Genomic DNA, 20696 nt, shown 5'->3' with positions numbered 1-20696 from the left:
ATGCGGCCGGCGCGAGGTGGCCAGTCGGCCTTCAGTTCCGCGGTTCCCTGGTCCGAAGTGGGTTGTGGGTACGTCGGCGAGGGCGTTCCCCGGTACGGGGTGACATCTCAGGCATAGGGCGGTACAGCCCACATGAACGGGCTCCTTCGGCAGAGGCCCAACTGGTGTTCATCTCGCCGGTCGGTCACCGGTGTCCGGCTGTTCCAGGTGAGAGGCCAGGACCGCCGCCTGGACGCGGCGCTGGACGCCGAGTTTGGCCAGAAGTCGGGAGATGTGGTTCTTGACGGTCTTCTCCGACAGGAAGAGCTTCTTGCCGATCTCGCGGTTGGTCAGGCCGTCGCCGATCAGCGCGAGGATGTCCCGCTCGCGGGGCGACAGGCTCGCCAGCTCGGGTGCGATGGCGGGCGTCTCGGCGGGGTCGGCGCGCAGTGAGCGCATCAGGCGGGCCGTGGTCGCAGGGTCGAGCATCGACTGGCCCGAGGCGACCGTGCGGACCGCGGAGATCAGGTCGGAGCCTCTGATCTGCTTGAGGACATAGCCCGAGGCACCGGCCATGATCGCGTCGAGCAACGCGTCCTCGTCGTCGAACGACGTCAGCATCAGACAGGCCAGCTCCGGCATCTGGCTGCGCAGCTCCCGGCAGACCGTGATGCCGTCCCCGTCGGGGAGGCGTACATCGAGCACGGCGACGTGGGGCCGCAGCGCCGGGCCCCGCGCGAGGGCGTGGGCGACGGTGTCGGCGTCGCCGACCACCGAGATGTCCGGTTCGGCGTCGAGCAGGTCGGTCAGGCCGCGTCGTACGACTTCGTGGTCGTCCAGCAGGAACACGCGGATCGGGTTCTGCTCCGTGAAGGTGCCTGTCTCGGTCATGACGACCCCTTGTTCCCCGGTGGTGCACAGCTGCGGACCATGGACTGCCCCTGGTCCCGATCATTGCTCGCCGGGGTCGGATGCACTAGGGCCGTCCGGCCCCATCGGCTACGCGATGCGCCCCCCACCGGCCCAACGGCGGTTCAGCGGCTCTGGGAGGTGTTCTGATCGCGGTCGAGGAGCAGGGGTGTGGCCGGTCGCGCCGTTCCCCGCGCCCCTTGGGGAGCTGCCGAACCGCAGATTGGCTTCACCGGGTCTGCTCAGAACCCAGTCGAGCTTTCCGCGGCTGTCGCGGCGGACGGGTCACCCGACGCGGTGATGCTGCCGTGGCCCTCCAGGTCGAAGTCCACGTCCACCACGCCCTCGACCGCGCGCACGAGACGGGCGGCCACAGGGATCAAGGACGTGTCCCGGACCTGCCCGGCTATCCTCACCACTCCGTCGTGCACCTCGACCCGGATTGCCGAGCCCGGCATCCGGAAAAGGTAGGCGACGAGCTCGCGGCGCACCTCCTCGGCGATCTCGTCGTCGCTGCGCAGGAACACTTTGAGCAGGTCGGCCCTGCTGACGATGCCCTCCAGCATGCCCAGCTCGTTGACCACCGGCAGTCGCTTGACCTTGGCGTGGGCCATGATGCGGGCGGCCTGGGCGAGTGTCGCGTCGGGGCGGGTGGTGAGCGCCGGAGAGGTCATCAGCTCCTCCGCGGTGATCGCGCCGGCCTTCGCCAGGTCGGACAGACGGCGGAGCTGGGTGTACCGGTCGGGGTCGCTGTCGCGGAACTCCTCCTTGGGCAGCAGGTCGGCCTCGGAGACGACACCGACGACGCGGCCCTCGCCTTCCAGGACCGGCAGAGCGCTGACCTTCCAGTCCTGCATCAGCTGCACGATCTCCTTGAAGGTGGCCTTGCGGCCGACGGCAGCGACGGTGTGGGTCATGACGTCGCTGACGATGTGCAGGGTGGCGTGCATGGTGGCGCTCCTTCCTCGCTTCGGTCCGCGGGGCGGCTCAGACGCAGCTGCCGGAGCCGTAGGGGGCGTACAGGTCCAGCAGCCGGGTCCGGGCGGAGCGGAGGCGGTGGGCGAGGACGTCGCCGACCCATTGGGTGACGGCGTGTCCCATGACCGGATCGTCCTGACACATCAGGCGTACGGCCTCGGCGTCGAACTCGTACGCCCGCACCGGAGTCGTCGCCTCGGCGCCCATGTGCCAGACGTGCGAAGTGAAGAGCCAGGACCAGCCGACGAGTTCGTTGTGCCGGAGGGTCTCGATGACGGCCGGGCGGCGGCCCGGCACGCGCATGTCGAGCTCGACGGTGCCGGTCCGGATGATCCAGAACCGGTCGGCCTTGCCGCCTTCCTCGAACAGGCGCGTGCCTTGCGAGAAGGCCACCTCGCGGGCGACGCGCATGAGTCGCTGCCGGTGTTCGGTGGGCAGGGCGCGGAGCATGCTGGGCGTGGGCGTGGTGATCATGGCGTGCCTCCCGACGCAGTGCAGGGACCTGTGCAGCCAGCGTGTGCCCATCGCCAACGGCCGACCATGGGCCACCCGGTCCATCCACGCGGGCCACTCGGCTCCGACGAGGAGACCTCCGGCACCCTCCCGCGATCCCGACGCGGAGGTTCCATGAAGGCGTAAGAGGTCCCGCCGGACGGAGGGGTGAGCGATGTGGGTGCTGCACCGACGCCCGACCACGGGAGGCTGTTCGCGTTCCTTCTGGTGGTCTCCGCGGCCGTCGGGTTCGTGGTGCGCGCGGTGCTCGACGCTCCGGCCATCCACAGAACTCGAGACAATCGCGATGCCCGTCACCGTGACTACGGGAAACCGGACCGCCGCCCGTGCCTGGCGTGGCTTCGCCGGTACGGGGTGGCGCGAGGCCATCGATGTCCGTGACTTCATTCCCTGTTCCCCGAGGAGCGGGACGCGCCGCTGAAGCGCGCGATCATGCCGAACGGCGGCCTGCGCCTGGTGGAGAACGGGCTACCGAACGTGTCCGTGCGCAGTTCAGGGCGCACGGACTGTCGGTCTACTGATCGTGAGCCCATCTCCGGTACGCGGCCACGGCGGTCGGCAGGGTGGGGAAGATCAGGTCTTCTCCCACGGAGTCGGCGAGGCCGTAGGCCTGGAGGTCGTCCTGGAGGTCCTGCTTGACTCGGGCGAGTGCGAAGACGATGCCGCGGTCGGTGAGCTCGCGGCGCAGTTCGTCGACGGCGTCCAACGCGGTGATGTCGACCTCCACATTGGCCTCGGTGTTGAGGACGAACCAGCGGACGGGGACGGTCTGTTCGTCGACTCCGGCCAGGGCACGGCGACGGAAGTCCTCGGCGTTGGCGAAGAACAGCGGTGAGTCGTAGCGGTAGACCAGCAGGCCGGGGATCGTGCGGGCGGTCGGGTAGTCATCGACGTCGTGCATCCCGGCGATCCCGGGAACCACGCCCTGGATCGCGTCGTGCGGACGGGCGACCCGCGTCAGGAGCTCCGCCACGGACAGACCGACCGCGACGAGGACGCCGTACAGGATGTCCAGGGCGAGCACCCCGGCCAGACAGCCGAAAGCGAGCAGGAGTTCGCGGCGGCGGAAGGACGCCAGCCGGCGGAAACCGGCGAGGTCGATCATGCGGACGGCGGCGTAGACGACGAGTGCGCCGAGAACGGCGGACGGTGTGCGGGTCAGCAGCGGGCTGAGGAAGAGCAGGACCATGAGGACCACAGCGCCGGCGACCAGTGAGTAGGCCTGGCTACGGGCGCCCGCCGAGGAGGCGAGCGCGGTGCGGCTGGCGCTGCTGCTGACGGGGAAGCCGTGCAGGGCACCGGCGCCGAGGTTGGCCGCGCCGAGCGCCAGGAACTCCTGGTTGGCGTCGAGCGCGGGCCCGTCGCCTTCACCTTTCGCGCGGCCCGTGAATGCCCGCGCGGTGAGGATGAAATCCGTGTACGCGACCAGGAGAACACCCAGCGCGGGCAGGACGAGGCGGGGCACCTCGGTCCAGTCCGGCCACGCCAGGCCGGGCAGCCCCGAGGGGACCTCGCCGATCACCTTGATGCCGTACCGGTCGTCGAGGTCGAAGGCCACCACGGCGATCGTGCCGAGGACGACGGCGAGCAGCGGTCCGGGTACGGCGCGGACGTGCCTCGCCACGATGAAGAGCAACGCGAGGATGGCGACGGAGAGCACGACGGTGGCCGTATGGGCGTCTGTCACGTCCCGCGCGAATGACCACAGCTGGGGGAAGAACCGGGTCTCCGTCGTCTCTACCCCGGTGAGTTTGGGCAGCTGGTCCACCATCATGATCAGCGCCACGCCGGCCATGTAGCCGATCAGTACCGGGCGGGAGAGCAGGTCCGCGACGAAGCCCAGCCGCACGGCCCGTGCGACCAGGCACAGTAGGCCGACCGTGACCGCGAGGGTGACCGCGAGGGTGGCGTAGCGCTCGGGGTCACCGGCAGCGAGCGGGGCGACCACGGTGGCGGTCATCAGTGCGGTCGTGGACTCGGGGCCGACCGAGAGCAGGCGTGAGGAGCCGAACAGCGCGTAGAGGGCGAGGGCGGGCAGGATCGCCCATAGTCCGGCCACCGGTGGGAGCCCGGCCACACCTGCATAGGCCATGACTTGAGGGACGAGGTACGCCGCCACCGTGACGCCGGCCAGTAGGTCGCCCCTCAGCCAGGAGCGCTGGTAGCCCAGAAGGGCTACGGCTCCGGGCACCAGACGGCGCCACCCCCGGACGTGCCCGTCTTCGCCCCGTGCCATCGGCCACCCTTCTCCGCCGAACACAGGATCCACCGGCCCGTTCAGGACCATGCGAGGTGAACCGTGTCCGGCCGAGCATGCACCCCAACGGGCCGTGAGAACAGGGCCGTTCAGCCCTACGGCCACGGACCTTCGGCATCCGGCGGCCACCCGCCCCGCCACCACGAGAGTGAGCAGCGGCGGACACCGACCGGGACCGTCACATCTCCCCGAAGGGAGTCACCACCATGGCCGTGCACGAGCACCCTCACCGGAGTTCGGGCCTCCACTTGCCGTCCTTCCGCAGGAACCGGACCGGCCCCGCCTCCGCCCCCGAGTCCGCCGTGTCGGCACTCAGCGACACGCACACCGCACGGGCCTACGTCTTCGCGTCCCTGCGGCTGCTCACCGGGTTCGTCTTCCTGTGGGCGTTCCTCGACAAGACCTTCGGCCTCGGCTACGCCACCCCCTCCGGCAAGGGCTGGACAGACGGCGGTTCGCCGACCAAGGGCTTCCTCAGCAGGGTTGCCGCCGGGCCGATGGAGTCCACCTTCCACGCCTGGGCCGGGGGCGCCTGGGCGGACTGGCTGTTCATGCTCGGCCTGCTCGGGATTGGCATCGCGCTCATCGCCGGTGTGGCGTTGCGGCTCGCAGCCGTGGCGGGCACCGTGATGATGACGCTGATGTGGGTCGCCGAGTGGCCGCCCGCCCAGACCCTTTCCGACGGTTCGCCGAGCATGTCGACGAACCCGTTCGCCGAATACCACCTCATCTATGCCGTCGTCCTGATCGCGCTCGCCGCCGTCTCCGCCGGCGACACCCTCGGCGTCGGCAAGTTCTGGGCCAAGCTCCCGCTCGTCCGCAGCAGCCCCTGGCTGCGCTGACCAGGGAGAGGGGGCGGCGCGGTGGGCCCCACGGCGGGCCCACCGCACCTCACCGCACCTCACCGGACCGGCCAGGGCCGATCGGCCCCTCGAAGGGACCTGCGGCCCCTACCCGGGGCCCTGTCCGAAGACGAAGCTCGAATCGGGACCACCGATTCAGGAGGCGGAATCATGACCCGCACCATTACCCTCAGCGTCACCGCCGGCCTCGACGGCTCACGTGAGAGCCGCGCCGCGGCAGAGTGGGCGGCCCGTGAAGCACAGTTGCTCGGCCTGCCGCTGAAGCTGGTCCACGTCCGGGAGCCCGTACCGGCGCCCATGGCACAGGCACCACTGCTCGGCTCTGAGACACAGCAGAACTGGACCGAGCGGATTCCCCGCGAGGCGGCCGAGGGCATCCGGCTGCGCCATCCCGGCCTCGACGTGATCAGCGAGCAGCTGTCCGGCCGGCCGGCCGAAACGCTGGTCGACGAGGCGAAGGACGCCGAACTGCTCGTCCTCGGCTCTCGCGGCATGAGCGGGATCGGCGGCTTCTTCGTCGGCTCGGTCGGACTGGCCGTCGTGGCACACACCGAGCGACCGGTCGTCCTGGTCCGCGCCGGCGAGCAGGCTGCCGACGAGCACGAGGCGGACCGCGCCGGCATCCCGTCCGCCGCGACCGCCTTCCGGCCCGTCGTCCTCGGCCTCGACATCGAGAGCCCGGACGACGAACTGATCGAGTTCGCGTTCGCCGCCGCCGCCCGCCGCGGTACTTCACTGCGGGTGGTGCACGGCTGGAACATCCCCCCGTACTACGCGTACGGCCTGTCCATGGACCTCGAACTCCACGGTTCTGTGGCAGGGGCCGAGGCCAGCGCCCTGACCGAGGTCCTGAGCCCATGGCGCAAGAAGTTCCCGGACGTCGAGGTCAGTGAGGAGTCCCCCTACGGAATCCCCGCCGCCCAGCTTGTCGACATCTCCCGCGAGGCATCACTGGTCGTAGTCGGCCGCCGCATACGCCGTAACCCGATCGGCGCGCACATCGGCCCCATCACCCACGCCGTCCTGCACCACTCCACCGCCCCCGTCGCTGTCGTTCCGCACCACTGACGGAAGAACCCGAGGAGCGCAAAACATGAAGGCAGCGGTCGTACGAGCCCTCGGCGAACCCCTGGTCATCGAGGACCGGCCCGACCCCAAGTGCGAGCACTGTCTGTCCGGCTGGGAGACGCTGTGCGAGCAGCAGATCAACACCGGGTACGGCTGCGACGGCGGCTACGCCGAGAAGATGCCGGCCTGGGCGGACTTCGCGCAGCCGGTGCCCGCAGGCGTCACCGCGATCGACACCGCCCCGCTGACCTGCGCCGGCGTCACCACGTACAAGGCACTCAAGGTCGCCGACGTGAAGCCCGCCCAGCTCCTCGCCAGCTCCGGGATCGGCGGACTCGGGCATCCGGCCGTGCAGTACGCGAAGATCGCCGGAGCTACGGTCGCCGCGATCGACGTCACCGACGAGAAGCTCGAACTCGCCGCCGAGCTGGGCGCCGACCTCGTCATCGACGCCCGCAAGCACGACATGGGCGAGGTCCTGAAGCGGCACGGCGGCGCCCACGCGGCCATCGCTCCGGCCGTGGACGAGGCCGCCTACGCAACCGTCAGCTCCGGGCTCCGACGCGGCGGCAAACTCGTCATGGTCGCGCTCCCCGCGCAGGGCACCATCCAGGTCCCGATCTTCGACACCGTCGTGAACGGCACGAGCGTGATCGGCTCGATCGTAGGTACCCGGCAAGACCTCGGCGTGGGACGGTGAGTGCGATGGACCTGCCCATCGTCGTGGGTGTCGACGGCTCCGAGCCCAGCCTGCGGGCCGTCGACTGGGCGGCCGACGAGGCCGCGTTGCGCGGGGTGCCGCTGCGACTGGTGTACGCCTCGCTGTGGGAGCGGTACGAAGGCTCCGCCGTCGCACACGACCTGGGCAAGCGGTCCGAGCAGGTCCGGGCCCAGGACATCGTGGACGCCGCCGCCCGGCGTGCCCACCGCCGTCAGGCCGAGGTGACGGTCTCCACCCTCACGCTGCCCGAGGAGCCCGAGTACGCGCTGGTGCGGGAGAGTCGCGGCGCCTCCCTGCTGGTGACCGGCACGCGCGGCCGCGGCGGCCTCACCGAGGCACTGTTGGGATCGGTGAGCCTGACCGTTGCCGGGCATGCGCACTGCCCGATGGTCGTCGTGCGCGGTAACCACGACGACCAGGCCCGGCGAGGGACGCACGGCCGCATCGTCGTCGGCGTCGGTGAACGGCCGACGACCCCGGCAGCGGTGCGCTTCGCCGCCGCCGAGGCGCGGCGCCGGGGCGCGGTCCTGGACGCCGTACGGGCCTGGCGGCACCCCGCGCACGAGAGCACGGACCACCCGCTGCTTGCCGGCGAACCCGCCCGCATGCATGAGCAGCAGGCCGCAGAGGTACTGGAGAAGGCACTGAACGACGTCCCCGCCGATATCGACGCACGTCGCCGTACGGTCGAGGGACACACCCGGAACGCCCTCATGGACGCCTCGCGTGGTGCCGACCTCCTGGTCATCGGCGCCGAGCGCCGCCACCGGCACTTCGGGCTCCAGTTGGGCCGGGTGGCCCACGGGGTGCTGCACCACTCGGCCTGCCCGGTGGCCATCGTGCCCGAGCCGGAGTGACATTCGAGGAAAGAAGCCCTGGTCGGCAGGGCGGTGCCTTGCGGCTGACCCTGCCGACTCCGCCACCGTGCGACCTGAATCGACGACTCCCGGAGTCTTCCCATGCCCAAGGTGGAACACCAGAACGCCACCGCACTTTCCGACGACGAACTGCGCACGATCGATGCCCATTGGCGGGCCGCCAACTACCTGGCCGCGGGCCAGATCTACCTGATGTCGAACCCACTGCTGACCGAGCCCCTCAGGCCCGAGCACATCAAGCCACGGCTGCTCGGCCATTGGGGCACATCACCGGGCCTGAACCTCGTGTACACGCACCTCAACCGCGTCATCAAGGCCCGCGGGCTCGACGCGTTGTGCGTATGGGGGCCGGGGCACGGCGGGCCGTCCGTGCTCGCCGGCTCCTGGCTGGACGGCAGCTACAGCGCGACCTATCCGGACGTGTCGCGGGACGCGCAGGGCATGGAGCGGTTGTTCCGGCAGTTCTCCTTCCCGGGCGGCGTACCGAGCCATGTGGCCCCGGAGGTCCCGGGGTCCATCCATGAAGGCGGCGAGCTCGGCTACTCGCTCGCCCACGCCTACGGCGCCGCCTTCGACAACCCGGATCTGCTCGTCGCGTGCGTGATCGGCGACGGTGAGGCGGAGACCGGGCCGCTGGCCGCTTCCTGGCACTCCAACAAGTTCCTCGACCCCGTCCACGACGGCGCCGTCCTGCCGATCCTGCACCTCAACGGCTACAAGATCGCCAACCCGACCGTGCTGTCCCGCCTGCCCGAGGCCGAACTCGACGCGCTGCTGCGCGGATACGGCCACGAGCCGCTCCACGTCACCGGCGATGACCCCGCGGCCGTCCACCGTGCGATGGCCCATGCCTTGGACGAGGCGTTGGACCGCATCACCCTGATGCAGCGGTCCGCCCGGGAGGGCGGCGTCGGCGAGCGCGTCCACTGGCCGGTGATCGTCCTGCGCACCCCGAAGGGCTGGACCGGGCCCGCCGAGGTCGACGGTCTGCCGGTGGAGGGCACCTGGCGCTCCCACCAGGTCCCGCTCGCCGGCGTGCGAGAGAACCCTGAGCACCTGCGGCAGCTGGAGGAATGGCTGCGTTCGTACCGGCCAGAAGAACTCTTCCACCCGGACGGCCGACCCGTCGCCGACGTCCTCGCCTGCGTTCCCGACGGTTCCCGGCGCCTCGGCACCACACCGCACGCCAATGGCGGGCTACTCCTGCACGACCTTCCGATCCGGTCCCTGGACTCCTACGCCGTACCGGTCGACAAGCCGGGCACGACCCTGCACGAGCCGACCCGCATTCTGGGGGACCTGCTGGAACAGGTCATGAAGGACACCGCTGCCCGCCGGGACTTCCGGCTGGTCGGCCCGGACGAGACAGCCTCCAACCGCCTCCAGGCCGTCTTCGACGCCAGCGGAAAGGCATGGCAGGCCGGAACCCTTCCGGTCGACGAGCATCTGGAACGGCACGGCCGCGTGCTGGAGATCCTCTCCGAACACCTCTGCCAGGGCTGGCTGGAGGGCTACCTCCTCACCGGCCGCCACGGACTGTTCTCCTGCTACGAGGCGTTCGTGCACATCGTCGACTCGATGGTCAACCAGCACATCAAGTGGCTGAAGACGTCCAGGCAGCTGCCCTGGCGTGCCCCCATCGCCTCCCTCAACTACCTCCTCACCTCGCACGTCTGGCGCCAGGACCACAACGGCTTCTCCCACCAGGACCCCGGCTTCGTCGACCACGTCCTCAACAAGAGCCCCGAAGTCGTACGGGTCTACCTGCCGCCGGACGCCAACACGCTCCTGTCCGTCGCCGACCACGCCCTGCGCAGCCGCGACTACGTCAATGTGATCGTCGCCGGCAAGCAGCCCTGCTTCGACTGGCTGTCCATGGACGCCGCCCGCGCCCACTGCGCACGCGGAGCCGGCATCTGGGACTGGGCCGGCACCGAGAACGGCGGCGAACCGGACGTCGTCCTCGCCTGCGCCGGCGACGTACCCACCCAGGAGATCCTGGCGGCCGCCCAGTTGCTCCGCCGTCACCTGCCCGGTCTCGCCGTCCGCGTGGTGAACGTCGTCGACATGACCCGGCTGCTGCCGCGCGAGGAACACCCGCACGGCATGACCGACTTCGAGTACGACGGCCTGTTCACCAAGGACAAGCCGGTGATCTTCGCCTACCACGGCTATCCCTGGCTGATCCACCGCCTCGCCTACCGGCGCACCGGTCACCCGAACCTGCACGTGCGCGGCTACAAGGAGTCCGGCACCACGACCACGCCCTTCGACATGGTCGTCCGCAACGACCTCGACCGCTACCGGCTCGTCATGGACGTCATCGACCGTGTCCCCGGCCTCGCGGTGCGCGCCGCCGCCGTACGCCAGCGGATGGCCGACGCCCGCACCCGCCACCACGCCTGGATCCGCGAGCACGGCACCGACCTGCCCGAGGTCGCGGACTGGACATGGAACGCCTGAAGATCACCGCTTCTCAAGGAGCGCCACCATGACCGTACGTGTCGGCATCAACGGCTTCGGCCGCATCGGCCGCACCTACCTGCGCACGGCCCTCGACCGTGCCGAGGCAGGCGGCCAGGACGTCGAGGTGGTCGCGATCAACGACATCACCTCACCCGCGCCCCCGGCCCACCTGCTGGAGTACGACTCGACGTTCGGGCACATCGGACGCGAGGTCGTCCACGACGACAGCTCGATCTGAACCGTGAGGCGAGCGTGGCGGAGATCAACGAGGCGTTCACCACGGCGGCCGAGGGTCCGCTCAGCGGCGTCCTGCGCGTTTCCAACGCCCCGATCGGGGCTGCACCAACCGGCTCCTCGACCTCACGGCTTGGTCGCCGACGGCTGAACACGGCGGGCTGAAGGGAGCTGGAGGGGGCCGGTGCCGCCGATCACCGGTCCCTTCCGCATGCCCGGACGACCAGCAGGGACGAGCAGCGGAGAACGTTGGGCCGAGCGGCCCCCGACAGACCCCGGACAGCCCATGGGACCGCTCGCCGATCCGCTGGATGCTCGAAGTGTCGAGAGGCCTGGAGGACCCACGATGACCACGACGAACGCCGACCAGCTCGACCGACCGCCGGTCCACGCCCTGCTCGCGGACGGCACCACCGTGTGCATCCGCCCCGTCGTGCCCGGCGACCACGATCAGCTGGAGGGGCTCTACGCGGAGATGTGCCCGGAGAACCTGCGGCTCAGGTTCTTCGCGGCGAGCCGCCGGTCCGGCGCCATGGCTGCCGACCGGGCCTGTGCTCCGTCCCGCACCGGCCACCGGGCCCTGTTGGCCGAGATGCAGGGCCGTGCGATCGGCCTCGCCGAGTACGAGGGGGGAGATGTAGCGGGCGACGGGGCGGACTCCGCCGAGATATCCGTCGCCGTGGCCGACGGGCTGCACCACCGCGGTGTGGGCACCCTGCTCGTCGAGCACCTGGTCTCCGCGGCCCGCGCCGAAGGCATCACCGCCTTCACCGCCGACGCCCTCAGCGAGAACCACGAGATCCTCCGCCTCTTCGCCGATCTCGGCCTGCGCGTCACCCGCCGATTCGACGGTCCGGAGGTGCGTTGCACAGTCGCGCTCGACGAGGACGACGCCTATCTGTCGGCCGTGGAGGTCCGCGGGCTTCGCGCCGGTGTGGCCAGTCTGCAGGCCCTGCTCCGGCCGGACGTGGTCGCGGTTGTCGGCGCCGGACGCAAGCCCGGCTCGGTCGGCCGGGCGATCCTCCATCATCTGCACTCCGGCGGTTTCACCCGACGCCTGTTCGCGGTGAACCCCAGCGCCACGTCCATCCTCGGCGTCCCGTGCCACCCGTCCGTCACCGCGCTGCCCAGGACCCCGGACCTCGTGGTTGTCGCCGTGCCCGCTGCGGCCGTCCCGGTCACCGCCGAGGAATGCGGCGAGGCAGGCGTGCGGGCTCTGCTCGTGGTGACCGCGGGCCTCGACTCCGACCAGGCACAGGCGCTGCGATCGGCCTGCCGTACCCACGGCATGCGCCTCGTCGGCCCGAACTGCCTGGGCATCGTCAACACCGAGCCGGAGCTGAAGCTCGACGCCACGTTCGCCGCCGGCCACCCGCGCCCCGGCACGGCGGGCGTCGCCGTCCAGTCCGGCGGCATCGGGATCGCTCTGCTCGACGGACTGTCCCGCCTGGGCATCGGCGTCTCCTCCTTCGCCTCCCTCGGCGACAAGTACGACGTCAGCGGCAACGACATGCTCCAGTGGTGGGAGAGCGACGGCCGCACCGGTCTCGCCCTGCTGCACCTGGAATCCTTCGGCAACCCGCGCGCCTTCTCCCGTACGGCCCGCAGGGCCACCCGCCGCATGCCGGTACTCACCGTCGATGCGGGGCGCACCGACGCGGGCCGCCGTGCCGCCGCCTCACACACCGCGGCCGCCGCCACCCGCACCATGACCCGCCAGGCGCTGTTCACCCAGGCCGGCATCACCGCGACCCGCTCGGTGGGTGAACTCCTGGAGACTGCCGCCCTGTTGGACTCCCAGCCGCTTCCGGAGGGCTCCCGCGTCGCGATCGTCACCAATGCGGGCGGCGCGGGCGTCCTGACTGCGGACGCCTGCGCGGAGGCCGGGCTCACCCTGCCGACGTTCACCCCCGCGACGACCGACGACCTGCTCGCCGTACTGCCCGAGGGCGCGGCCGTCGGCAACCCGATCGACGCCACCGCCGCGGTCACGGAGGAACAGCTCGGCACTTGCGTGGACCGACTCATACGGTGCGCCGGCATCGACGCCGTACTCGTGGCCCTCGTCCCCACCGCCGTGGCCGAGGCGACCGGCGACGACCTGGTGCGGGCACTCACCCGGGCGCCCGGACGCAGGGCGCGGCCGGTAGCCGTCGTTCGCTTGGAACAGGACCGGTCGGTCGAGCTGCTGCCTGCCGCCGACGGTGGCACGATCCCCGCCTACGCCGAACCGCACGCGGCGGCACGCGCGTTGGCCCACGCCGCCCACCGCGCCGCCTGGCTCGCACGCCCCGCCGGTACCGTCCCGGACCTGACGGACGTCGACACCCGGCGCGCTCACGAGATCACCGAGGAGTTTCTCCGCACGCACCCGTACGGCGGCTGGCTCGACCCACGCACCTGCGCCGACCTCCTGTCCTGCTACGCCGTCCCCCAGATCCCGTGGGCCTGGGCCGAGACCGAGGACCAAGCCGTCCTCGCCGCCGACCGGCTGCGCGGCTTCGACGGACGGGTCGTCATGAAGGCCCACTGGCCGGGGCTGGTCCACAAAAGCCAACAGCACGCCATCCACCTCGACCTGCGCGGAGACGCCCAGGTACGGGCGGCCTTCCGGGACCTGGACACACGGTTCGCCGACCTCATGACCGGTGTCGTCCTTCAACCGCTCGCCGACCGCGGGACCGAACTGTTCGCGGGCGTCGTCCAGGACGAGGTCTTCGGGCCGCTCATCCTTTTCGGGCTCGGCGGTACGGCCACCGAGGTGCTCGCCGACCATGCCGCCCGGCTCGCCCCGCTCACCGACCACGACGTGCACGACCTGATCACGTCGCCGCGCTGCGCCCCGCTCCTGTCCGGCGCCCACGGCAGCGCACCCGTCGACCTCGAAGACCTGGAACAACTGCTGCTGCGGCTGTCCCGCCTGGCGGCCGACCTGCCCCAACTCGCCGAGGCCGACTTCAACCCGGTCCTCGCCACACCGGGCCAAATCACCGTGCTCGACGCACGGATCCGCCTGCTGCCGCGCCGGCCCCACGACCCCTATCTGCGCCGCCTGCGCTGAGGAGGACCAGCCATGAAGCACAACAAGGTCGGTTCCGTGATGACCGGTAACGTCGTCCGGGCCGAGTACGGCACCCCCTTCAAGAAGGTGGCACGGCTGCTCGCCGACCACCGGATCAGCGGACTGCCGGTGGTCGACGAGGACGACAGGGTCATCGGGGTGATCTCGGAGACGGACCTGATGGCGCGCCAGGCAGTGGTCCCCGACCCGTACGAGCGGGAGCGCCGCTTCCGCCTGACCGGCCTGACCCGCAGCGCCCGGCGGCGGGCCGCGAAGGCCAAGGCCCGCACAGCCGGTCAGCTGATGACTGAACCGCCAATGACCGTGCACGCCGAGGACACCATCCTCGTGGCGGCCCGGATCATGGCCCAGCGGCGCGTGGAACGGCTGCCCGTCCTCGACGAGGAAGACCGGCTGGTCGGCATCGTCACACGGCGCGACCTGCTCCAGGTCTTCCTGCGGCCCGACGCGGAGATCCACGACGAGGTCGTCCAGGAGGTGCTGGTCCGCACCCTGTGGCTGGCGCCCCTCAGCATCGATGTCTCCGTGACGGAAGGGGTCGTGACGCTCACCGGCCAATTGGAGCGCAGGAGCGAGAAGGAGATCGCGGTCTCGATGACCTGCCAGATCGACGGCGTGGTCGCGGTCGTCGACCAGCTCGCCTGGCGCATCGACGACGCGGGGCTTCGGCCCGACGAGCGGGCACTGCAGGGCGTGGCCGAAGGCCGGCCGCGCCGGCTGTGAGAGGAGGCGAACCACCATGACCGGAAAGGTACTGGTGGCCTACGGAACCACCAACGGATCGACCGCGCAGATCGCCGAGACCATCGCCGACGTTCTGCGCAAGGGCGGGTTGAAGGCGGAAGCACTGCCCGCCCGGAGTGTGGCGAGCGTCGCGTCGTACGACGCCGTCGTGGTCGGCGGCGGACTGTACGCCGGACGCTGGCACAAGGACACCCGCCGCTTCGTCCGGCGGCACGGCCGGGCCCTCGCCGGTCGCCCGCTGTGGCTCTTCAGCAGCGGCCCCCTCGACGCCTCGGCCTCCGAGCGGGACATCCCGCCCGTACCCGGGGTGAAGAAGGCCATGGCCCGGCTGGATGCCAGGGAGCACGTCACGTTCGGCGGCTGCCTGGAGGAAGGCGCGAAGGGGTGGGTGGCAGGGATGATCCTGCGCTCCGGGAAGGGCGGGGACTTCCGGGACTTCACCGCGATCGAGGACTGGGCGGGGCGTGTGGCCGCCGAGTTGAGGGATGGTGTCCACCGCACGCACTGCCCCGTGGTCGTCGTTCCCGGCGACTGACCGGCACCCTCTCCTGGCTGCTGCTCGGGCGTGGCTCAGTCCGCGCCCGAGCGTCCGTCTGCAGTGAGCAGGATGCCCGTGACCAGGTCGGGCCGGATGCGGATCGCCTGGTCCATCTCCTGGTCCATCGCCTGCTCCACCCACGGCTGGACCAGGGCCCGGCAGCGGGCCAGGTCGTCGGGGTCGGTCACCAGCCGGGCGTACCCGGTCACCACCACACTCCACCCGAGACGCGTCTGCGGGTCGATCGCGTCCGCTTCGTAGGCGACCACGACACCCGGGTCGTCGGCCCGCTGGGTGTGCGAAGTCAGAGCAGCGCCCTCGTGGGTGCGGATGACGATGTCTCCGCCGTCGAGGGCGTGGTTGACCGGGCGTACGGTCGGCAGGGCGTGCCGGGTGAAGACGATCCTCCCCAGGGACACGCTGCCCAGCAGCCGCAGCGCCTCGGCGCCGTCCAGCTCGATACGGCGGCGCGGACCTTCGAGGAGCGGCCGACTGTCGTTGTGGACCATGAGGTGGCTTCCATCGGGTGCGTTACTCGGTCTGCAATCGGTGTGCATTCGGTCGGTGTACCGGCGGAGCGACACCGCGGGGGATCGGTGCCGCTCCTGCGTCCACTCTCTCCCCAGCCGCGGTCGGCGCCAAGGGCCGATGGGCCCCGGTGAGGGCCCGAACGGCCCTCACCGGCTGTCGCTGTCCTCGGTCCCGGACAGCGCCGCCCTGCCCGCCTCCAGACGTGCCACCGGCACCCGGAACGGCGAGCAGGACACGTAGTCCAGTCCTGCCGCGTGGAAGAAGTGGACGGAGTCGGGATCGCCACCGTGTTCGCCGCAGACGCCGATCGTCAGGCCGGGACGTGTGGCGCGGCCTTCGTCGACGGCGATCCGGACCAGCCGGCCGACGCCGTCGCGGTCGATCGTCTCGAACGGCGAGGCGGGGAAGACTCCCTTGTCGAGATAGGCGGAGAAGAACTCGGCCTCGACGTCGTCGCGGGAGAAACCCCAGGTGGTCTGGGTGAGGTCGTTCGTGCCGAAGGAGAAGAACTCCGCCTCTTCGGCGATACGGCCGGCGGTGAGCGCGGCGCGGGGCAGCTCGATCATCGTGCCGACCGGGCAGTGCACGGGGACGCCGGACTCCTCGGACACCTCGGCGAGCACCCGCTCCACTTCCGCACGCTCGATCCGCAGCTCTTCGACGGCGCCGACCAGCGGCACCATGATCTCGGCGTGCGGTGAGCCCCCGTCTCGTGTGCGGGCCACGACGGCCTCGGCGACGGCCCTCACCTGCATGGCCACCAGGCCAGGAACGACCAGGCCGAGGCGCACGCCCCGCAGGCCGAGCATCGGGTTCTCCTCGTGCATGCGGTTCACCGCGTCGAGCAACTCGACGTCGTGCGTGTCCGGTTGTTCAGCCGCTGCTACGCGCACGGCGAGTTCCGTGCGGTCGGGCAGGAACTCGTGCAGAGGCGGGTCCAGCAGGCGGACGGTGACCGGCAGGCCGTCCATCGCCTCCAGGATGTCGGTGAAGTCCTCGCGCTGGAGCGGCAGGAGAGCCGCGAGCGCCCGGTCACGCTCGACGTCGTCGCGGGCCAGGATCATCTCCTCCACCAGCTTGCGTCGCTCACCGAGGAACATGTGCTCGGTGCGGCAAAGCCCGATGCCCTGAGCGCCGAACCTGCGGGCGCGCCGCGCGTCCTCGGGGGTATCGGCGTTGGCCCGGACCTCCAACCGCCGTACGGCATCAGCATGTTCCAGCGCACGCGCGACGGCGGTGACCACGCCCGCCGACCGCCGGCCGGTCTCCAGGTACTGCATGACCACGGAGTCGGCCAGTGGCACCGACCCTGCGTACACGGCACCGTCGGAGCCGTCCACGGAGACCACCGTGCCCTCGGCGACGACATCGCCGGCGCGGGTGGTGAAACGCCGGGCCTCGGTGTCCACGGCGAGTTCCTCGGCACCGCACACGCAGACCTTGCCCATGCCCCGGGCCACCACGGCCGCGTGGCTCGTCTTGCCACCGCGGCTGGTAAGCACCGCCTGGGCGGCGATCATGCCCGGCAGATCGTCGGGGGTGGTCTCCTGGCGCACCAGGACCACCTTCTCGCCGGCCGCGGCACGTCGTACCGCCTCGGCGGAATCGAAGACCGCGGCCCCGACCGCGGCACCCGGTGACGCGGGGATGCCATGGGCGAGCGCCTCACCGGTCGCGGAGGCGTCGAAGCGGGGGAACATCAGCCGGGCGAGCCCGTCGCCGCCGACCCGCGCCAGAGCCTCGTCGGCGGAGACGAGCCCGTCGGCGGTGAGTTCGGCGGCGATGGTGAACGCGGCCTCAGCGGTGCGCTTGCCGACCCGGGTCTGGAGCATCCACAGCGTGCCGCGCTCAATGGTGAACTCGATATCGCACAGGTCCCGGTAGTGCCGCTCCAGGGTTCGCATGTGGGCGAGCAGTTGTGCGTACGACCGGGGATCGAGACGCTCCAGCTCGGCCAGCGGCACGGTGTTGCGGATGCCGGCGACGACGTCCTCGCCCTGCGCGTTGGGCAGGTAGTCGCCGTAGAGTCCGCTGCGGCCGGTGGCCGGGTCGCGGGTGAAGGCGACGCCGCTGCCGGAGTCGGGGCCGAGGTTGCCGAAGACCATGCGCTGCACGGTGACCGCGGTGCCCAGGTCGTCGGGGATGTGCTCGCGGCGCCGGTAGAGGCGGGCGCGTTCGCCGTTCCAGGAATGGAAGACCGCGAGGATCGCCCGGCGCAACTGCTCGGCGGGGGACTGCGGGAAGTCCTCCCCGGTCGCGTCACGGATCAGCTGCTTGTACGCCTCCACCAGCTCGGCCAGGTCGCCCGCGCCGAGGTGGAGGTCGTCGGGAGCGTCGCGCAGGCTCTTGAGCGTCGTCATGGTGTGCTCGAACAGCGCCGGGTCGACGCCCATGACCGTACTGCCGAACATCTGGACGAGCCTGCGGTACGAGTCCCACGCGAACCGCTCGCTCCCCGAGACCTTGGCCAGCCCCAGGACGGAGTCGTCGTTCAGGCCGATGTCGAGGACCGTCTCCATCATCCCGGGCATGGAGAACCGTGCCCCGGAACGGACGGACAGCAGCAGCGGATCGTCCCGCTGCCCCAGCCGTCGCCCGGCGGCGGCCTCGACGGTCGACAGGTGCCGGGAGACCTCCGCCGGCATGCCGTCCGGTTCCGTACCGGTGCCGAGAAAGGCCCGGCACGCGTCGGTCGTGACGGTGAAGCCCGGCGGGACCGGCAGACCCAACCGGGTCATCTCGGCCAGGTTCGCGCCTTTGCCGCCCAGCAGATCCGCCTTGTCGCGGCGGCCCTCGCGGAAGTCGTACACGTAACGGGCCATGACGCTGCGCTCCTAGGTCGGCTGGTCGGTTACGGTCCCGGCTGTCGAGCCACGACTCACTTCCAGCGTCGGACGTCGGTGGCCGGGTCGGCATGTGCTGGGCGTCCCCACAGCAGGGCCGAACGGCCCCAGCCGCCAACCTGTGAGCACGCCGCCGCAGGACCGCGTCCGGCTCGGTTCCCGTACCGTCACCCGCCGGGGGCCGGTACCGTGACCCATGACCGGAGCGGCCGGTGTCCGACCGCCCACGGGACCGGAGGAGACGCAGGTGGGAAGCGCCGAGGAACCTCGGGAAGCCCGCGTTCGGCTGCCGCAGCTGAGGCTGGACGAGCTACTGGAGGAGCTCCAGGCCCGGCTGGATGCGGCACGCGGCACGCGCGACCGGGTGCACAGCCTGCTGGAGGCGGTGCTCTCCGTCGGCCGGGAACTGGACCTGGAGCAGGCGCTGCACAGCATCGTCGAAGCCGCCGCGGTGCTCGTCGACGCCGAGTACGCCGCACTGGGAGTGATCGGGCCGGACGGCACGCGGCTGTCCGCCTTCCACACCGTCGGGGTCGGCGAGGATCAGATCGCCAGGATCGGCCACTTCCCCGAGGGCCACGGCATCCTCGGCGAGCTGATCCACCACCCGGAGCCGCTGCGCCTGGCCAAGATCTCCGAGCACCCGTCCTCGTACGGTTTCCCGCCGAACCACCCGCCGATGAACACCTTCCTCGGCGTTCCCATCCGGGTGCGCGACCAGGTCTTCGGCAACCTGTACCTCACCGAGAAGCGCGGCGGCGGACAGTTCGACGAGGAGGACGAATCCGTCCTGTCGACGCTTGCTGTCGCGGCGGGCGTCGCCATCGACAACGCCCGCCTCTACGAGGACTCCCGGCTGCGGGAGCGCTGGCTGCGGGCGAACGCGGAGATCACCCACACCCTGATGTCCGGCGGCGACCGCGGCGAGGTCCTGGGACTGATCGCCGACCGCGCCCGGGAGATCACGGGCGCGGCGCTGGCCGTCGTCGCGATGCCGATGGAGGACACCGACTCGCTCAGCGTGGAACTCGCCATCGGGCCGGAGGCGAAGGCGTTGCGTGGTCTGGTCCTGCCCGTCGATGGCAGCCTGATCGGCGAAGCCTTCTCGATGGTCGCCCCCGTTACCAGCCCGGACGTCTCCCATGACGAGCGGGTCTCGGCGTGGCGCCCACGCTTCACCGGCCTCGGCCCGGCGGCCGCGGTTCCGGTGGGGACAGGAGAGGGCGGCGTACGCGGCGTCGTTCTGCTGATCCGCGAGGCGGGGCAGACGGTGTTCACCGGGAAGGAGATCGAGCCGCTGCAGGGCTTCGCGGCGCAGGCTGCCGTAGCCATGGAGCTGGCCGAGCGCCGGCAGGACGCGGAGGAGGTCGCCGTGCTCAAGGACCGCGACCGCATCGCCCGCGACCTGCACGACCTGGCGATCCAGCGGCTCTTCGCCACTGGCATGACCCTTCAGAGTGCGGGCCGCTTCATCGAGCACCCTGAAGCCTCCGAACGCGTGGTGCGGGCGGTGGACGACCTGGATGAGACCATCAAGATCATCAGGTCGACGATCTTCGGCCTGCGTTCCCGTGAGGGCGCCGGCCGGTCCGGGCTGCGGGCGCGGGTGGTACGGATCGCGGGCGAGGCGGCACCCGTGCTTGGCTTCGCGCCCGGCGTGCGCATGGAGGGCTTGGTGGAGACGCAGGTGCCGCGCGAGATCGCCGACCACGTGGTCGCCGTCCTCTCCGAGGCCCTCACCAACATCGCCCGCCATGCCCATGCCGACCGCGCCGACGTAGCTCTGGCGGCCGACGCCCACCAGCTCCGCCTCACGGTCACCGACAACGGCGTCGGCATCCCCGCCGACGGCCGCCGCAGCGGGCTGCGCAACATGGCCGAGCGGGCACGGCAGCTGGGCGGTGAGCTGGAGCTGAGCAGCCCGCCCGTAGGGGGCACCAGCCTGGTGTGGTGGGTACCGGTGCCGACCGAGTAGAGCCGCCGGGCACAGCCGGTCCAGGTTGCCGGGATGCCCGCTCCACTCGGACCGAAGGCATGGTCCGAACGTCCCCGGCACCATGCCCGTCCGCCTCTCGTGGGCCGTCCCCCGCGA

The 20696-nt window shown here is 71.0% G+C and carries 14 protein-coding genes and 3 pseudogenes; 11 read left to right on the top strand and 6 right to left on the bottom strand.

All coding sequences use genetic code 11. The annotated features are described in order from the left end of the window. Positions 1-168 precede the first annotated feature (168 nt). The 3 genes from ACZ7M7_RS12595 to ACZ7M7_RS12585 all read right to left on the bottom strand — a co-directional run bounded on the left by ACZ7M7_RS12595 (position 169) and on the right by ACZ7M7_RS12585 (position 2340). Positions 169-870, bottom strand: coding sequence for a response regulator (locus ACZ7M7_RS12595; protein ID WP_383622472.1), 702 nt, complete (start codon positions 868-870; stop codon positions 169-171). Between the two features lie 260 nt (positions 871-1130). After that, positions 1131-1838, bottom strand: coding sequence for a CBS domain-containing protein (locus tag ACZ7M7_RS12590; protein WP_472115535.1), 708 nt, complete (start codon positions 1836-1838; stop codon positions 1131-1133). A gap of 37 nt (positions 1839-1875) precedes the next feature. After that, positions 1876-2340 carry a cyclic nucleotide-binding domain-containing protein gene (locus ACZ7M7_RS12585; protein WP_472115532.1) on the bottom strand — a complete coding sequence of 155 codons (465 nt, stop codon included), beginning with the start codon at positions 2338-2340 and terminating at the stop codon, positions 1876-1878. A 325-nt stretch (positions 2341-2665) separates the two neighbouring features. Between ACZ7M7_RS12585 and ACZ7M7_RS12580 the strand changes: the two are divergent. Continuing rightward, positions 2666-2850, top strand: a pseudogene (locus ACZ7M7_RS12580) (hypothetical protein); the annotation flags it as partial. A gap of 43 nt (positions 2851-2893) precedes the next feature. Here the strand turns inward: ACZ7M7_RS12580 and ACZ7M7_RS12575 are convergent. Beyond that, a complete protein-coding gene (locus tag ACZ7M7_RS12575) occupies positions 2894-4615 on the bottom strand; it encodes a SulP family inorganic anion transporter (protein WP_472115529.1) in 1722 nt (573 codons plus the stop codon). A 227-nt stretch (positions 4616-4842) separates the two neighbouring features. Here ACZ7M7_RS12575 and ACZ7M7_RS12570 point away from each other — a divergent pair, with 227 nt between their 5' ends. From ACZ7M7_RS12570 to ACZ7M7_RS12530, 9 genes and pseudogenes are all read left to right on the top strand, one after another. After that, entirely contained in the window at positions 4843-5478 is a 636-nt protein-coding gene (locus ACZ7M7_RS12570) for a hypothetical protein (protein ID WP_472115526.1), read from the top strand. 171 nt (positions 5479-5649) lie between these two features. Then, positions 5650-6567: a universal stress protein gene (locus ACZ7M7_RS12565; RefSeq protein ID WP_472115523.1), complete on the top strand. Its 918-nt coding sequence runs from the start codon at positions 5650-5652 to the stop codon at positions 6565-6567. A gap of 25 nt (positions 6568-6592) precedes the next feature. Then, positions 6593-7252: pseudogene (locus ACZ7M7_RS12560) on the top strand (zinc-binding dehydrogenase); the annotation flags it as partial. A 20-nt stretch (positions 7253-7272) separates the two neighbouring features. Then, positions 7273-8145 carry a universal stress protein gene (locus ACZ7M7_RS12555; RefSeq protein ID WP_472115520.1) on the top strand — a complete coding sequence of 291 codons (873 nt, stop codon included), beginning with the start codon at positions 7273-7275 and terminating at the stop codon, positions 8143-8145. Between the two features lie 102 nt (positions 8146-8247). Then, the gene (locus ACZ7M7_RS12550; RefSeq protein ID WP_472115517.1) at positions 8248-10629 is read left to right on the top strand and encodes a phosphoketolase family protein; all 2382 of its coding nucleotides are present in this window, start codon (positions 8248-8250) and stop codon (positions 10627-10629) included. Positions 10630-10657: 28 nt separating this feature from the next. Further along, a pseudogene (locus ACZ7M7_RS12545) lies at positions 10658-10867 on the top strand (glyceraldehyde 3-phosphate dehydrogenase NAD-binding domain-containing protein); the annotation flags it as partial. Between the two features lie 345 nt (positions 10868-11212). After that, positions 11213-13927: a bifunctional acetate--CoA ligase family protein/GNAT family N-acetyltransferase gene (locus ACZ7M7_RS12540; RefSeq protein WP_472115514.1), complete on the top strand. Its 2715-nt coding sequence runs from the start codon at positions 11213-11215 to the stop codon at positions 13925-13927. A 12-nt stretch (positions 13928-13939) separates the two neighbouring features. Next, positions 13940-14671 carry a CBS domain-containing protein gene (locus ACZ7M7_RS12535; protein ID WP_472115511.1) on the top strand — a complete coding sequence of 244 codons (732 nt, stop codon included), beginning with the start codon at positions 13940-13942 and terminating at the stop codon, positions 14669-14671. 16 nt (positions 14672-14687) lie between these two features. Next, positions 14688-15227 (top strand): flavodoxin domain-containing protein, encoded by a 540-nt coding sequence (locus ACZ7M7_RS12530; RefSeq protein ID WP_472115509.1) that lies wholly within the window; start codon positions 14688-14690, stop codon positions 15225-15227. A 35-nt stretch (positions 15228-15262) separates the two neighbouring features. On the opposite strand, the gene ACZ7M7_RS12525 is transcribed toward ACZ7M7_RS12530, so the two are convergent. Further along, positions 15263-15739 (bottom strand): pyridoxamine 5'-phosphate oxidase family protein, encoded by a 477-nt coding sequence (locus ACZ7M7_RS12525; RefSeq protein ID WP_451169731.1) that lies wholly within the window; start codon positions 15737-15739, stop codon positions 15263-15265. A gap of 168 nt (positions 15740-15907) precedes the next feature. After that, positions 15908-18583 carry a pyruvate, phosphate dikinase gene (ppdK, locus tag ACZ7M7_RS12520; protein ID WP_472115506.1) on the bottom strand — a complete coding sequence of 892 codons (2676 nt, stop codon included), beginning with the start codon at positions 18581-18583 and terminating at the stop codon, positions 15908-15910. A gap of 268 nt (positions 18584-18851) precedes the next feature. On the opposite strand from ppdK, the gene ACZ7M7_RS12515 reads away from it, so the two are divergent. After that, positions 18852-20579 carry a sensor histidine kinase gene (locus tag ACZ7M7_RS12515; protein WP_472115504.1) on the top strand — a complete coding sequence of 576 codons (1728 nt, stop codon included), beginning with the start codon at positions 18852-18854 and terminating at the stop codon, positions 20577-20579. Positions 20580-20696: the final 117 nt, after the last annotated feature.

It is taken from the genome of Streptomyces sp. NPDC111606, assembly GCF_055656945.1.
The sequence above is the reverse complement of the archived record's forward strand: the minus strand, read 5'-3'. Positions and strand labels throughout refer to the sequence as shown.